This is a genomic window from Inquilinus limosus, assembly GCF_002195995.1.
In the GTDB taxonomy this organism is placed as follows: Bacteria; Pseudomonadota; Alphaproteobacteria; order DSM-16000; family Inquilinaceae; genus Inquilinus; species Inquilinus limosus_C.
In genome coordinates, this window is record NZ_NHON01000011.1 from 1 (window position 1) to 14,371 (window position 14,371).

A 14,371-nucleotide genomic window follows, 5' to 3' on the forward strand; every position below is an offset into this window, starting at 1 on the left:
CGGTCAGCAGCCCGGCCCCGGTCCGCCGGGCCGCCCGCGCCGCCAGCCGGGCCGCGCCGGTCAGGCTGCCGCCGGCCAGGATCAGCGGATGGCCGCGGTCGTATTTGTGCTGGGTCGCCGCCGCATGCGGCAGGGCGGCGCGCCACAGTGCCGGTCCGTTCTCGTGCAGCCGCGGCCCGATCGCCTCCAGCGCGGCGGCCTCGATGCCGATGTCGGCGACGCGGGTCTCGCCGCAGAGGGTGCGGCCGGGCAGCAGGAGATGACCCGGCTTGCGCCGGAAGAAGGTGACGGTCAGGGCCGCCGGCGCCACCCGGCCGGGGGCCGAGCCGTCATCGCCGAACAGGCCGCTGGGCACGTCGACGGCCACGACCGGCAGGCCGGAGCGCGCGACCGCCTCGATCAGCGCCGCGGCCCTGCCCTCCGGCGCCCGGTTCAGCCCGGCGCCGAACAGCGCGTCGACCACCAGCCCGGCGCCGTCCAGCACCGCGGGATCGGCGCCCTCCACCTTGCCCTTCCACAGTGCCGCCGCCTCGGCGGCATCGCCCTTCAGCACCTTGGCCGGGACCAGCGAGGCCAGCCGCACCGGCCAGCCCTGCCCCGCCAGCAGCCGGGCGATCACCCAGCCGTCGCCGCCATTGTTGCCGGGGCCGCACAGCACCGCGACCGGGCGCGGCGACCAGCGGGCGCGGATCGCCCGCGCCACCGCCGCCCCCGCCCGCTCCATCAGCACGATGCCGGGCGTGCCGCCGGCGATGGTGCGGCGGTCGGCCTCGCCCATCTCCGCCGCGGTCAGCAAAGCGAGGTCCGAGAGCATCACCGCCCGGGCTTCCCGACCACCTCCTTGAAGGCGGCGAGATCGGCGCGGGCGGCGTCGCGCAGCAGCGTGATCTCGGCCGGGCCGATGACGATGCGGCAGCCATCCTTCACCATCTCGGCGGACGACCGGCCGAGCGAGGGCAGCGAGCCGAGCCATTTGCCGCTGTCGATGATGGCGCGCTCGGCCCGGCGAATCGTGTCGCGCACCTCCGGGTCGTCGAAGCGGCCGAGCTTGCCGAGGCTGCCGGACAGGTCCCAGGGGCCGATGAACAGCCCGTCGACGCCGTCGACCGCGGCGATGTCGGGAATCGCTTCCACCCCCTGCCGGGTCTCGATCTGGCACAGGATCAGCAGATTGTCGGAGATGGTCTGCTGATAGTCCGGCGCCAGGCCGAAATCGGCGCCGCGGGCGATGCCGTAGGCGACGCCCCGGATGCCGGCCGGCGGGTAGCGGCAGGCGGCCACCGCGGCCTCCGCCTCGGCCTTCGAGCCGACCTGCGGCACCATCACGCCCTCGGCCCCGATGTCGAGGATGCGCTTGACATAGACCGGGTCGTTCCAGGGCATGCGGACGATGCCGGTGGCCGGGGTGCCGGCCAGGGCCTGCAGGCACGGCACCGCGTCGGCGACCGAGGCCGGCCCGTGCTCATGATCCAGCAGCACGATGTCGTAGCCGGCGAGGCCCAGCAGCTCGGAGATCAGCGAATGGCCGATGCCCTGCCAGCAGCCATAGACGGGCTCACCCGCCCGCAGCTTCCGTTTCGCGGCGTTCGGTCGATACAAGGCAGCCTCCTCCGATGCGGTGGAGACAGGCGTATCAGATGATGGCGGAAGGGGAAATGGGGCGACCGATGGGACTCGAACCCACGACAACTCGGACCACAACCGAGGGCTCTACCAACTGAGCTACGGCCGCCACAGCATTTGCGGCGGGTGATATGAGGCATCGCCGTGGCGGCGTCAAGCGCTAGACGCAATCCCGCCTGTCGAAGGCGCTTCAAGGCATGACCGGGCTCCTTTGGGGCGCCATAGTCCGCTGCGACACAACTCAGCAGGGTTAGGCAGATGCTCATCCAGTCGGCCGCCATGGCCAATCTCGGCACCGAGACCGCGTTCGACGTACTGGCACGGGCCCAGGCGCTGGCGGCGCAGGGCCGCGACATCATCAATCTCGGCATCGGCCAGCCCGATTTCCGCACTCCCGACCACATCGTCGAGGCCGGGGCCAAGGCGCTGCGCGACGGCCATCACGGCTACACCCCGGCCGGCGGCATCCCGGCGCTGCGCCGGGCCGTGGCCGACGATTTGGAGGCGCGGCGCGGCGTCACGGTCGACCCGGACGACGTGGTGATCATGCCCGGCGGCAAGGTCACCATGTGGTTCGCCATCCTGATGTTCGGCGAGCCGGGGGCCGAGATCCTGTACCCCAATCCCGGCTTCCCGATCTACGAATCCGCGATCCGCTTCACCGGGGCCACGCCGGTGCCGGTGCGGCTGCGCGAGGAGAACGGCTTCGCCTTCTCGGCCGAGGAGGTGCTGGCCCAGATCACGCCGCGCACCCGCCTCTTGATCATCAACAGCCCGGCCAACCCGACCGGCGGCCTGGTGCCGAAGGCCGAGCTGGACCGCCTGGCCGCCGGGCTGGAGCGGCACCCGCATGTGGCGGTGCTGAGCGACGAGATCTACAGCCGCATCCTCTATGATGGGGCCGAGCACAGCTGCTTCCTCTCCTACCCCGCCTTGCGCGACCGGGTGATCCTGCTGGACGGCTGGTCGAAGACCTATGCCATGACCGGCTGGCGGCTGGGCTGGAGCGTCTGGCCGAAGGCGCTGCGCGAGGGCGCGACCCGGCTGGCCGTCAACGCCCATTCCTGCGTCAATGCCTCCGCCCAATATGCCGGCATCGCCGCGCTGCAGGGGCCGCAGGACGCGGTCGACACCATGTGCGCCGCCTTCGCCGAGCGCCGCCGCGTCGTGGTCGACGCGCTGAACCGGCTGCCCGGCGTGCGCTGCGTCGAGCCGGGCGGCGCCTTCTACGCCTTCCCCAACATCACCGGCACCGGGATGACGGCCAAGGCGCTGCAGACCAGGCTGCTGGAGGAATGCGGCGTCGCCACCATCGCCGGCACCAGCTTCGGCGCCATGGGCGAGGGCTTCCTGCGCCTGTCCTATGCCAACAGCGTCGACGCCATCCGCCAGGCGATCGACCGCATGGCAGGCGCCCTGGCTTGATCGAAGCCCAAAGAAGCAGCACTATGCCTAAATTCTAAGCACGCCCCTGTTCAACCCCGGTCGCCGGCCAGGAGTCGGCGACTGGCACGGGGCTTGCTTCACAGTGTCGGCGAGAGCGTTCCGCACCCGGCGGTGGCGCGCAAACGATCCAAGGGAACGGTTCCGAACCCATGAAGAAAGTCGAAGCCATCATCAAGCCGTTCAAGCTCGACGAGGTGAAGGAGGCCCTTCACGAGGTCGGGATCAAGGGCATCACCGTCACCGAGGCCAAGGGCTTCGGCCGCCAGAAGGGCCACACCGAGCTGTATCGCGGCGCGGAGTACGTGGTCGACTTCCTGCCCAAGGTGAAGGTCGAGGTGGTCATGGAGGACGCCCTGGTCGAGCGTGCGATCGAGGCGATCCAGCAGGCCGCCCAGACCGGCCGGATCGGCGACGGCAAGATCTTCGTCACCCCGGTGGAGGAGGTCATCCGCATCCGCACCGGTGAGAAGGGCGCCGACGCCATCTGAGCGCCGGCCCGTACCAGCCGCCCAAGAACGCCTCTCAAGAAACGCAAACACAGTCCGAACACAGGAAGAAAGAATCATGGCCGACGGTGTGACCAAGGTCCTCGATCTGATCAAAGAGAACGACGTCAAATACGTCGATTTCCGCTTCACCGACTTCCGCGGGAAGGTGCATCACGTCAGCCAGCACGTCTCGACGGTGGACGAGGACATGCTGACCGACGGCGTCATGTTCGACGGGTCGTCGATCGCCGGCTGGAAGGCGATCAACGAGTCCGACATGATCCTGATGCCGGATGTCGACACCGCGGTCATGGACCCCTTCGCCGCCCAGGCGCAGCTGAACATCACCTGCGACATCCTGGAGCCGGCCACCGGCCAGCCCTACAGCCGCGACCCGCGCTCGATCGCCAAGTCGGCGGAGCGCTACATGGCGTCGCTCGGCATCGGCGACACCGCCTATTTCGGCCCCGAGGCCGAGTTCTTCATCTTCGACGACGTCCGCTACCAGCAGAACACCACTTCGGCCTTCTACTACCTGGACAGCGAGGACGCGTCGGAGAACAGCGGCAAGGTCTATCCGGACGGCAACCGCGGCCACCGCGTGCAGCCGAAGGGCGGCTACTTCCCGGTGCCGCCGCTGGACGCCGCGCACGACCTGCGCGCCGAGATGCTGACCACCCTCGCCGAGATGGGCGTGACGGTCGAGAAGCACCACCACGAGGTGGCCGCCTCGCAGCATGAGCTGGGCATCAAGTTCGAGACCCTGATCAAGAGCGCCGACGCGCTGCAGGCGTTCAAGTACGTCGTGCACAACGTCGCCGACGCCTACGGCAAGAGCGCGACCTTCATGCCGAAGCCGGTCAAGGGTGACAACGGCTCGGGCATGCATGTCCACCAGTCGATCTGGAAGGAAGGCAAGCCGACCTTCGCCGGCTCGGGCTATGCCGACCTGTCGGACACCGCGCTGTACTACATCGGCGGCATCATCAAGCACGCCAAGGCGCTGAACGCCCTGACCAACCCGTCGACCAACAGCTACAAGCGGCTGATCCCGGGCTTCGAGGCGCCGGTGCTGCTGGCCTATTCGGCCCGCAACCGCTCGGCCTCCTGCCGCATCCCCTACGTCTCCTCGCCGAAGGGCAAGCGCGTCGAGGTGCGGTTCCCGGACCCGACCGCCAACCCCTACCTCGCCTTCTCGGCCATGCTGATGGCCGGCCTGGACGGCATCCAGAACAAGATCCATCCGGGCGAGGCGATGGACAAGAACCTGTACGACCTGCCGCCGGAGGAGCTGAAAAACGTCCCGACCGTCTGCGGCTCGCTACGCGAGGCGCTGCTGGCGCTCGAGGCCGACCACGCCTTCCTGCTGAAGGGCGACGTGTTCACCAAGGACATGATCGAGGCCTATCTCGAGCTGAAGTGGGAAGAGGTGTACGCCTTCGAGCACACCCCGCACCCGATCGAGTTCCAGATGTACTACTCGGTCTGATCGAACTTCGTCCGGACACCCCGCTTCCCTTCCTTGTCATGCCCGGGCTTGACCCGGGCATCCAGGGCGGCAAGAGCCGCTCTCTGTGGCCCCTGGATTGCCGGGTCAAGCCCGGCAATGACAGTTGGGGCCGGAAGGCTGGGCCTGACTAGGGCGATCCCGACCCATGAAAACCCCGCCTGCCCACGGCGGGGTTTTTTCTTGCGCGGATGGCAGGCGGGAGAGGCTTGCGGTTGCCCGCGCCACCTGCTGATATCGTTACCAGCAGCGCAGCGGCCGGAAGCGGGTGATCCTCAGGATCCCGGCCGGCCAGGCGCGGTGCCGCCAGGGGTCCCCGACGGTCCGCCCCGAGGCCTCGCGTCCTGCCGAAACAAGAAACGAGGCCAAATTGACAGGGACGGCAATCGACGTTGTCGATGTCACCAAGGTGTTCGGCAGCGACCAGAGCGGCGCGGTCCGGGCCCTGAACGGCGTATCGGTCCAGATCCGGGACAATGAGTTCTTCACCCTGCTCGGCCCGTCTGGCTGCGGCAAGACCACGCTCTTGCGCATGATCGCCGGATTCGAGGAGCCGACCAGCGGCCACATCCTGCTGCACGGCAAGCCGATCGAGGGGCTGCCGCCGCACAAGCGGCCGGTGAATACGGTGTTCCAGAGCTATGCCCTGTTCCCGCACATGACGGTGCGCGAGAACATCCGCTTCGGCCTGGAGATGAAGGGCGTCGAGCGCGCCCGGGCCGATGCCCGCGTCGCCGAGATGATCGCCCTGGTCAAGCTGGGCGGGATGGAGACCCGCAAGCCGGCGCAGCTGTCCGGCGGCCAGCAGCAGCGCGTCGCCCTGGCCCGCGCTTTGGCCAGCGAGCCGCAAGTGCTGCTGCTGGACGAGCCGCTGTCGGCCCTGGACCTCAAGCTGCGCAAGGAGATGCAGATCGAGCTGAAGCGGCTGCAGACCGAGACCGGCATCACCTTCATCTTCGTCACCCACGACCAGGAGGAGGCGCTGACGATGTCGGACCGGATCGCGGTGATGAGCCAGGGCGAGATCCTGCAGATCGGCGGCCCGCGCGACATCTATGACCGCCCGACCCGGCGCTTCGTCGCCCATTTCATCGGCGAGACCAACTTCTTCGATGGCCCCCTCGCCGCCCGCCTCGGCGGCGCCGACGGGGCCACGCTGGCGGTGCGGCCGGAGCGGATCCTGCTGACCGCCGAGCCCGGACCCGGCAGCCTGGCCGGGACGGTGGAGACGGTGGTCTATGTCGGCACCGACACGACCTATCACATCCGCCTGGCCGATGGCGGGCCGCTGGTCACCGCCCGGCTGCAGAACCGCACCGGGGCGCAGCAGAGCTTCCAGCCCGGCGAGATGGTGGGCGTCGGCGTGCCGGCCGGCGCCGGCCACGCTTTGGCCGATTGAGGGCGGCGATGGCGCGCGGCAACTCGCTCAAGACCCTGGGCCTGATCGGCGTCCCGGTCGGCTTCATCCTGATCTTCTTCATCGTCCCGCTGGCGATCATGGCGGTGGTCTCGGTCGCCGAGCGCGGCCAGTTCGGCGGGGTGCAATGGAACACCTTCTCGACCGAGGCCTATCTCCGCTTCCTCTATGAGCGCGACTTCGACGACAGCCTGATCTGGAACCCGGCCTATGCCCAGATCCTGCTGCGCTCGGTCTGGCTGTCGCTGCTGACCACCGTGCTGTGCGTGCTGATCGGCTTCCCGACCGCGCTGCACATGGCGATGCAGCCGCCGCCGCGGCGCAACCTGCTGATCTTCCTGGTCACCATCCCGTTCTGGACCAACCTCTTGGTGCGCAACTACGCCTGGATCTTGATGCTGCGCTCCGGCGGGCTGATCGATTCGGCGTTGCACAGCCTGGGGCTGACCACCGGGTCGCTGAACCTGATGTACACCGAGACGGCGATCGCCATCGGCCTCACCTACTCCTTCCTGCCCTTCATGGTGCTGCCGATCTATTCGAGCCTGGAGAAGCTGGATTTCCGGCTGGTCGAGGCCGCCTACGACCTGGGCGCCGACAAATGGCGGGCGCTGCGCCGGGTCGTCATCCCGCTGGCCATGCCGGGCATCGCCGCCGGCGCCATCCTGGTCTTCATTCCCTGCCTCGGCGCCTATGTGACGCCGGACCTCTTGGGCGGGTCGAAGTCGATGATGATCGGCAACCTGATCCAGAACCAGTTCGGCTCGTCGCGCAACTGGCCGTTCGGGGCGGCGCTGTCCTTCGCCCTGCTGGCGGTGGTGCTGCTGGCGATGATGCTGTACCTGCTGCGCTTCCGCCGCGCGCCGCAGGTGGCGAAATGAGCCTGCGCAGCTTCCCCGGCGTCCGCGCCGTGTCCTGGGCGTTCTTCGCCTATCTCTACATCCCGATCGTGGTGCTGCTGGTGCTGGCCTTCAACGCCGGCAGCTCGGCCACGATCTGGGAGGGGTTCAGCACCCGCTGGTTCGGCGTCGTCCTGGGCAATCCGGACATCCTGCGCTCGGCCAAGAACTCGCTGATCGTCGCCCTGGTCTCGTCGGTGGCCGCCACGGTCATGGCGATCCCGGCCGCGATCGGCATGGCGCGGCGGCGCTTCCGCGGCCAGACCGCGGTCAGCGCCCTGATCGCCCTGCCTTTGGTGGTGCCGGAGGTGGTGACGGCGGTGGCGACGCTGCTGTTCTTCACCGCCGTCAGCCTGCCGCTGGGCCTGTTCACCATCATCCTGGCCCATATCGTGTTCTGCATCCCCTTCGCCTATCTGCCGATCCGGGCGCGGCTGGAGGGGATGGATGCCAGCCTGGGCGAGGCCGCGTCCGACCTCTACGCCACCCCGTGGCGGGCCTTCCGCCGAGTGACGCTGCCCTTGCTGTGGCCCGGCATCCTGTCCGGGCTGATGCTGGCCTTCATCATCTCGCTCGACGACTTCGTCATCACCTTCTTCGTCTCCGGCGCCGGGGCGACGACCCTGCCGATCTACATCTACGGCATGATCCGCATCGGGGTGACGCCGGAGGTCAACGCCATCTCCGCGCTGATGCTGCTGATCTCGATCGTCTTCGTCGCCCTGTCCTGGGTGGTGGGACGGGCGCGGAGCTAACCAGGGAGGCTTGAAATTCGGAACCGACGCACCTGTCTGGCCGCCGCGCTCGCCGCCGCGGCCCTGTTGGCCGCCCCCGCCGCCTGGGCGGCCGGCGACCTGTTCCTGTTCAACTGGACCAACTACACCCCGCCCGACCTCCTGAAGAAGTTCGAGGCCGAGACCGGGATCAAGGTCACGCTCGACGTCTATGATTCGAACGAGACCCTGCTGGCCAAGCTGCAGGCCGGCGGCGCCAGCTACGACGTGGTGGTGCCGTCCGACTACATGGTCGACATCATGGTCAAGCAGGGCCTGCTGCAGGAGATCGACGCGGCTTCCATGCCCGGCTTCGGCGCCGTCATGGCCCCGCACGACAAGCCCTGGTACGACCCGGAGCGGAAGTATTCCGCGCCCTATATGTGGGGCACCACCGGCTTCAGCTACGACAGCGCCAAGGTGCAGGGCCCGGTGGATGACAGCTGGTGGTCGATCTTCAACCCGGACGGCCCGTTCAAGGGCAGCCTGGCGATGATGAACGACTCGGTCGAGGTCTTCAACGCCGCCGCCTACTATCTGGGCATCGACCGCTGCACCGAGAGCAGCGAGGACGCCGGCAAGATCTACAAGCTGCTGGCGGCGCAGAAGCCGGCCGTCTCGCTCTACAACTCCGACGGGTCGGTCGAGCGCATGGGCGCGGGCGAGGTCGTGGCCCACATGCAGTGGAACGGCGCCGCCCATCGCACCAAGAAGCAGCGGCCGAGCGTGGTCTTCGTCTATCCGAAGGAGGGCATGAGCCTCTGGGCCGACAATTTGGTGGTGCCGAAGGCCGCCAAGAACCCGGAGAACGCCAAGACCTTCATCGCCTGGATGCTGAAGCCGGAGAACATCGCCGCAGCCAGCAACTTCACCACCTACATGAACGCCATCAAGGGCTCCGAGGCGTTCATGGACAAGGCGCTGAGCGAGGATCCGGCGATCAACATGCCGCCGGACTACGCCAGCCGGCTGCGGCCGGCCAAGAACTGCTCCCCCGCTTCGGTCGAGCTGCGCGACCGGGTCTGGACCCGCCTGAAATCCTGAGGCGGCCGGGCCATGCCTGGGCCCCGAACGTCGGTGGAGGCCGGGCGCGACACCACAACCCGACGACACCAGGAGAGGTTTGAGATGGGATCCGCAAGACAGCTTCTGCTCGCCGCCATGGCCGCCATCGGGGCGCTGACGGCGGCGTCGGCCGCGCAGGCGGCCGGCGGCGAGCTCTATTTCTACAACTGGTCGAACTACTACCCGCCGGAGCTCTTGAAGAAGTTCGAGGCCGAGACCGGGATCAAGGTCACGCTCGACGTCTATGATTCGAACGAGACCCTGCTGGCCAAGCTGCAGGCCGGCGCCGCCGGATACGACGTGGTGGTGCCGTCCGACTACATGCTCGCCATGATGATCAAGCAGAACCTGCTGCAGGAGATCGACGCCGGCCAGATGGCCGACTTCAAGAATGTCGGCGCGCCGCACGACAAGCCCTGGTACGACCCGGAGCGGAAATACTCCGCGCCGTACATGTGGGGCACCACCGGCTTCAGCTACGACACCGCCAAGGTCGAAGGCGGCAAGGTCGACGACAGCTGGTGGTCGATCTTCAACCCCGACGGCCCGTTCAAGGGCAAGCTCGGCATGATGAACGACCCGGTCGAGGTCTATAAGGCCGCGGCGATGTATCTCGGCATCAACTACTGCACCGAGAGCAGCGAGGACGCCGGCAAGATCTTCAAGCTGCTGGAGGCGCAGAAGCCGGGCGTCTCCCTCTACAACTCCGACGGCACGATCGAGCGCATGATCGCCGGTGAGGTCGCGGCCCACATGCAGTGGAACGGCGCCGCGCACCGGACCAAGGAGGGGCGGCCGACGGTGACCTATGTCTATCCGAAGGAAGGCATCAACTTCTGGAACGACAATTTCGCCGTGCCGGTCGGGGCGAAGAACGTCGAGAACGCCAAGATCTTCATCGACTGGATGATGAAGCCCGAGAACATCGCCATCGCCACCAACTTCACCGGCTACAACAACGCCATCAAGGGGTCGCCGGAGTTCATGGACCCGAAGCTGCGCGACGATCCGGCGGTCAACACGCCGCAGGAGATGCTGAGCCGGCTGAACCCGAACCAGAATTGCTCGCCCGCCGCGGTCGACCTGCGCGACCGGGTGTGGACCCGGCTGAAATCCTGATCCGGACGTCCCGGTTTCACACCACGACCGCCCCGCCCTGCGCGGGGCGGTTTGGTTTCGAAGGCCGGATCCTCATCCTTTGGTCGAACTGCTGCGAATGACGTTAGGTCTGTAACGCCGTTCCGGATGACGCCTGTCACATAACATCCTATCGTCCACCCAACCGCGCTGCGAATCGGGGAGAGGCCGGGCGGGCCTGCAGATGCGGAACACATCCCCGAAGGAAACGACACGGAGTTGCAGGAGCGGACCATGGGTTTCTTTGCCCGGGAGCGGACCATCGCCCCGGCCGGCTACAATCGCTGGCTGGTGCCGCCCGCGGCCCTTTCCATCCATCTGTGCATCGGCCAGGCCTATGCGTTCAGCGTCTTCAACGGACCGCTGACCAAGGCGATCGGCATCACCGCCCCGGCCCCGGGCGACTGGACCCTGCCCGAGCTGGGCTGGATCTTCTCGCTCGCCATCGTCTTCCTCGGCCTGTCCGCCGCCTTCGGCGGCCGCTGGGTCGAGGCCGGCGGGCCGCGGCGCGCCATGTTCCTGTCGGCCTGCTGCTTCGGCGGCGGCTTCCTGGTCGCGGCGCTGGGCATCCAGACCCACATGCTGTGGCTGGTCTATCTCGGCTACGGCGTGATCGGCGGCATCGGCCTCGGCATCGGCTACATCTCGCCGGTCTCGACCCTGATCAAATGGTTCCCGGACCGGCCGGGCATGGCCACGGGCCTGGCCATCATGGGCTTCGGCGGCGGCGCGCTGATCGGATCGCCGCTGGCGGTCGAGCTGATGGCCGCCTTCTCCTCCCCGACCTCGAACGGCGTCGCCCAGACCTTCGTGGCGATGGGGCTGATCTACTTCGTCGTGATGATGTTCGGCATGCTGATCGTCCGCGTGCCGTCCGCCGATTGGAAGCCGGCCGGCTACGTCCCGCCCGCCCAGACCAAGAAGATGGTCAGCCGCGCCGACGTGCATGTCGACGTCGCCTTCCGCACGTCGCAGTTCTGGCTGCTCTGGGCCGTGCTGTGCCTCAACGTCACGGCCGGCATCGGCGTGCTGGGCCAGGCCTCGGTGATGAGCCAGGAGATGTTCCCGGGCGTGATCACGCCGATCGCCGCCGCCGGCTTCGTCGGGCTGCTCAGCCTGTTCAACATGGCCGGCCGCTTCCTGTGGTCCTCAGCCTCCGACGTGATCGGCCGCAAGGGCACCTATGCGATCTACTTCGTCCTCGGCATCGCGCTCTACGCCACGGTGCCCTGGGCCGGGCAGATCGGCAGCGTCGGGCTGTTCGTCGCCTGCTATGCCGTGATCCTCAGCATGTATGGCGGCGGCTTCGCCACCATCCCGGCCTATCTGCGCGACATGTTCGGCACCATGCATGTCGGCGCCATCCACGGGCGGCTGCTGACCGCCTGGTCCGCCGCCGGCATCCTCGGCCCGGTGCTGGTCAACTACATCAGTGCCTATCAGAAGAGCCGCGGCATCCCGCCCTCGGCCGCCTATTCCGAGACGATGTACATCATGGCCGGCCTGCTGGTGATCGGCTTCATCTGCAACGCCCTGGTGCGGCCGGTCGACGCCCGCCACCACCATCGCCCCGAGACCGGCCCGGCGCCGGCCCCGGCGGAATAAGGAGGCCCGAGGATGCGCGTTCTCGTCTACTGGCTGGTGGTCGGCATCCCGCTGGCCTATGGCGTCACCATGACCCTGAACAACGCGGCCAAGCTGTTCCACTGACCCGCTTCGCCGGGCTTCGGGCAAGGCCCCGGTTGCGAACCGGGGTCCGGCACGCTACCTGTTGCAGGTCAGACAGATTTCTCGAGTGAACAGGATCCCCCATGGTCGACCGCCCGTTCCCGCCGCGTCTCGACGACGAGGAAGAGGAAGAAGAGGAAGAGCGCCCCGAAAAGGAGAAGAAGGAGGAGCTCGGCCCGCAGATCGGCAACATCCTCTTCAAGAACCGGACGGTGCTGCTGTTCGGTGAAATCTCCATGAAGCTGGCGCAGGGGATCAGCGCGCAGCTGCTGGCGCTCGCCGCCGACGACGAGAAGAAGCCGATCCGGCTGGTGATCAACTCGCCGGGCGGCCATGTCGAGGCCGGCGACACCATCCACGACATGATCCGCTTCATCGGCGCGCCGGTGAAGGTGATCGGCACCGGCTGGGTGGCCAGCGCCGGCGCCCATATCTACCTGGCGGCGAAGAAGGAAAACCGCCTCTCGCTGCCGAACACCCGGTTCCTGCTGCACCAGCCGTCCGGCGGCGCCGGCGGCCGGGCGGTCGATATCGACATCGAGGCGCGCGAGATCATCAAGATGCGCCGCCGGCTGAACGAGATCATCGCCCGCGAGACCGGCCAGCCGATCGAGAAGGTCGAGCGCGACACCGACCGCAACTACTGGATGTCGGCCGAAGAGGCGAAGGATTACGGCCTCGTCGGCAAGATCATCGAAACCATCAAGGATGCCGGCTGACGCAAGTCAGCTGTCGCGGSGGCGGGCCCTGCTGGGGCTCGCCGCCCTTCCTTTCTGCGCCGCGGCCGCCCCCGCTGTCGACCAGCCGGGCGAGCGGCGCCTCAAGCTCTACAACCCGCACACCGATGAGCGCTTCGACGACGTCTATGCCGTCGACGGCGTGCTCGCTGACGACGCCACGAAGCGGCTGAACTGGCTGCTGCGCGACCATCATGTCGACGTGGCGACGACGATGGACCCGGGCGTGTTCGACCTGCTGTGGCTGATGGCCCGGCGCTATCAGGTGGCCAAGGGCCGGCGGGTGACGATCAACCTGCATTCCGGCTATCGCACCCCCGAGACCAACGAAAAGCTGCGCCCCGAGGGCGCCGCCCGCAACAGCCTGCACATGCAGGGCAAGGCGGTGGACCTGTCGGTGCAGGGCTACGGCATGGTGTTCCTGGCGAACCACGCCCAGGCGGTCGCCAGCGGCGGCCTCGGCCTCTATTGGCGCTCCGACTTCGTGCATCTCGACACCGGGCCCAAGCGCGTCTGGTACAAGCGGTTCTGAGGCCGCTTGGAAATGCTACTGGCGTGAGCCGTCTGACGGCGGTTTCTCCGCTTCCGGTGCTCACGCACAAACGTGCGCTGCGCTCCGGTTCTCGAAACCACCGCCAGCCGGCTCACGCCAGCGCATTTCGAAGCGGCCTCGGTTCGCTGCCAGTCATCCCGCGCTCCCTCGGTTACTTTCAGAACCCTTCTTGCGGGACGGGGCCGGACTCCCGAACTTGCGGTCGGTATCTTTTCGTAACCAAGTTCGGAGAATTCCTATGGCGAAGCTCGCCCTGATCGGCGCCAGCGGCAATGTCGGCTCGAAGATCCTGGCCGAGGCGCTGAGCCGCGGCCACCAGGTCACCGGCATCGTCCGCAACCCGGAGAAGCTGCCGCGGCACCCGGCCCTGACCGCGGTGCGCGGCGACGTGTTCGACGCCGACGGCCTGGCCAGGCTGCTGGCCGGGCATGACGCGGTGATCAGCTCGGTGCACTACACCGCCTCCGACCCTGCCTTGCTGCTGCGGGCGGTCAAGGCGTCGGGCGTCAAGCGCTACCTGGTCGTCGGCGGCGCCGGCAGCCTGGAGGTGGCGCCGAGCGTGCAACTGGTCGACACGCCGGACTTCCCGGCGCTGTACAAGGAGGAGGCGTCGAGGGGCCGCGACTACCTGAACCTGCTGCGCGGCGAGGCCGGCCTGGACTGGACCTTCCTGTCGCCCTCCGCGGTGATCGCGCCGGGCGAGCGCACCGGCAAGTTCCGCCTCGGCGGCGACCAGTTGCTGATCGGCGCGGACGGGCAGAGCCGGATCAGCCAGGAGGACTACGCCGTCGCCCTGATCGACGAGCTGGAAAAGCCGGCGCACAACCGCAAGCGCTTCACTGTCGGCTACTGAGGCCGCTGGCCCATTGTTGTCCGCGGCGCGACGAATTGTTGTGCGATCAGCGGCTTGACCGCAAATCGCAAAAGCAACTCAATCGCAACGCCACCACCGGGCCCGGGAAGACGCCCAACCGGGCCCGGCGCAGCGGGCGCAAGTC

Annotated in this window: 15 protein-coding genes and 1 tRNA gene; 13 read left to right on the forward strand and 3 right to left on the reverse strand. The window is 67.9% G+C overall.

The genetic code is table 11. From position 1 onward, the window contains the following. The 3 genes from BWR60_RS07800 to BWR60_RS07810 form a co-directional block, all read right to left on the reverse strand. A partial coding sequence (locus tag BWR60_RS07800) for an NAD(P)H-hydrate epimerase (RefSeq protein WP_088150448.1) occupies positions 1-814 on the reverse strand: 814 nt, incomplete at its 3' end. Beyond that, positions 814-1,599, reverse strand: a complete 786-nt coding sequence (locus BWR60_RS07805; RefSeq protein ID WP_179221675.1) for an HpcH/HpaI aldolase family protein — start codon at positions 1,597-1,599, stop codon at positions 814-816. The genes BWR60_RS07805 and BWR60_RS07800, both read right to left, overlap by 1 nt. 57 nt (positions 1,600-1,656) lie before the next feature. Next, positions 1,657-1,732 (reverse strand) — tRNA-His (locus BWR60_RS07810). Between the two features lie 149 nt (positions 1,733-1,881). Between BWR60_RS07810 and BWR60_RS07815 the strand changes: the two genes are divergently transcribed. From BWR60_RS07815 to BWR60_RS07870, 13 genes are all read left to right on the forward strand, one after another. Next, positions 1,882-3,048 carry a pyridoxal phosphate-dependent aminotransferase gene (locus BWR60_RS07815; RefSeq protein ID WP_088150450.1) on the forward strand — a complete coding sequence of 389 codons (1,167 nt, stop codon included), beginning with the start codon at positions 1,882-1,884 and terminating at the stop codon, positions 3,046-3,048. A gap of 170 nt (positions 3,049-3,218) precedes the next feature. Further along, positions 3,219-3,557, forward strand: coding sequence for a P-II family nitrogen regulator (locus tag BWR60_RS07820; RefSeq protein ID WP_034832554.1), 339 nt, complete (start codon positions 3,219-3,221; stop codon positions 3,555-3,557). 76 nt (positions 3,558-3,633) lie between these two features. Further along, the gene (gene glnA, locus BWR60_RS07825; protein WP_088150451.1) at positions 3,634-5,046 is read left to right on the forward strand and encodes a type I glutamate--ammonia ligase; all 1,413 of its coding nucleotides are present in this window, start codon (positions 3,634-3,636) and stop codon (positions 5,044-5,046) included. Positions 5,047-5,434: 388 nt separating this feature from the next. Beyond that, positions 5,435-6,463, forward strand: a complete 1,029-nt coding sequence (locus tag BWR60_RS07830) for an ABC transporter ATP-binding protein (protein ID WP_088150452.1) — start codon at positions 5,435-5,437, stop codon at positions 6,461-6,463. Positions 6,464-6,471: 8 nt separating this feature from the next. Further along, positions 6,472-7,362, forward strand: coding sequence for an ABC transporter permease (locus tag BWR60_RS07835; RefSeq protein ID WP_088150453.1), 891 nt, complete (start codon positions 6,472-6,474; stop codon positions 7,360-7,362). Beyond that, a complete protein-coding gene (locus BWR60_RS07840; protein ID WP_088150454.1) occupies positions 7,359-8,135 on the forward strand; it encodes an ABC transporter permease in 777 nt (258 codons plus the stop codon). Before BWR60_RS07835 ends, BWR60_RS07840 begins: the two co-directional genes overlap by 4 nt. A gap of 66 nt (positions 8,136-8,201) precedes the next feature. Continuing rightward, a complete protein-coding gene (locus BWR60_RS07845; protein ID WP_230982988.1) occupies positions 8,202-9,197 on the forward strand; it encodes an extracellular solute-binding protein in 996 nt (331 codons plus the stop codon). A gap of 84 nt (positions 9,198-9,281) precedes the next feature. Beyond that, a complete protein-coding gene (locus tag BWR60_RS07850) occupies positions 9,282-10,337 on the forward strand; it encodes an extracellular solute-binding protein (RefSeq protein ID WP_218823393.1) in 1,056 nt (351 codons plus the stop codon). A gap of 252 nt (positions 10,338-10,589) precedes the next feature. Next, positions 10,590-11,960, forward strand: a complete 1,371-nt coding sequence (locus BWR60_RS07855) for an OFA family MFS transporter (protein ID WP_088150457.1) — start codon at positions 10,590-10,592, stop codon at positions 11,958-11,960. 12 nt (positions 11,961-11,972) lie between these two features. After that, the gene (locus BWR60_RS38960; RefSeq protein ID WP_429913018.1) at positions 11,973-12,065 is read left to right on the forward strand and encodes an MFS transporter small subunit; all 93 of its coding nucleotides are present in this window, start codon (positions 11,973-11,975) and stop codon (positions 12,063-12,065) included. A gap of 101 nt (positions 12,066-12,166) precedes the next feature. After that, positions 12,167-12,802: an ATP-dependent Clp protease proteolytic subunit gene (locus tag BWR60_RS07860; protein WP_088150458.1), complete on the forward strand. Its 636-nt coding sequence runs from the start codon at positions 12,167-12,169 to the stop codon at positions 12,800-12,802. Continuing rightward, on the forward strand, positions 12,792-13,352 hold the full coding sequence (locus tag BWR60_RS07865; protein WP_088150459.1) for a YcbK family protein: 561 nt from the start codon (positions 12,792-12,794) through the stop codon (positions 13,350-13,352). Before BWR60_RS07860 ends, BWR60_RS07865 begins: the two co-directional genes overlap by 11 nt. Before the next feature lie 259 nt (positions 13,353-13,611). Then, positions 13,612-14,226, forward strand: a complete 615-nt coding sequence (locus BWR60_RS07870; protein ID WP_088150460.1) for an NAD(P)-dependent oxidoreductase — start codon at positions 13,612-13,614, stop codon at positions 14,224-14,226. The last annotated feature ends 145 nt before the right edge of the window (positions 14,227-14,371 follow it).

What these genes read in the sequence shown, in the direction of transcription:
- glnA (WP_088150451.1), top strand. Translation starts at nt 3,634, where the DNA reads ATGGCCGACGGTGTGACCAAGGTCCTCGATCTGATCAAAGAGAACGAC.
- BWR60_RS38960 (WP_429913018.1), top strand. Translation starts at nt 11,973, where the DNA reads ATGCGCGTTCTCGTCTACTGGCTGGTGGTCGGCATCCCGCTGGCCTAT.
- BWR60_RS07855 (WP_088150457.1), top strand. Translation starts at nt 10,590, where the DNA reads ATGGGTTTCTTTGCCCGGGAGCGGACCATCGCCCCGGCCGGCTACAAT.
- BWR60_RS07840 (WP_088150454.1), top strand. Translation starts at nt 7,359, where the DNA reads ATGAGCCTGCGCAGCTTCCCCGGCGTCCGCGCCGTGTCCTGGGCGTTC.
- BWR60_RS07870 (WP_088150460.1), top strand. Translation starts at nt 13,612, where the DNA reads ATGGCGAAGCTCGCCCTGATCGGCGCCAGCGGCAATGTCGGCTCGAAG.
- BWR60_RS07850 (WP_218823393.1), top strand. Translation starts at nt 9,282, where the DNA reads ATGGGATCCGCAAGACAGCTTCTGCTCGCCGCCATGGCCGCCATCGGG.
- BWR60_RS07860 (WP_088150458.1), top strand. Translation starts at nt 12,167, where the DNA reads ATGGTCGACCGCCCGTTCCCGCCGCGTCTCGACGACGAGGAAGAGGAA.
- BWR60_RS07820 (WP_034832554.1), top strand. Translation starts at nt 3,219, where the DNA reads ATGAAGAAAGTCGAAGCCATCATCAAGCCGTTCAAGCTCGACGAGGTG.
- BWR60_RS07815 (WP_088150450.1), top strand. Translation starts at nt 1,882, where the DNA reads ATGCTCATCCAGTCGGCCGCCATGGCCAATCTCGGCACCGAGACCGCG.
- BWR60_RS07835 (WP_088150453.1), top strand. Translation starts at nt 6,472, where the DNA reads ATGGCGCGCGGCAACTCGCTCAAGACCCTGGGCCTGATCGGCGTCCCG.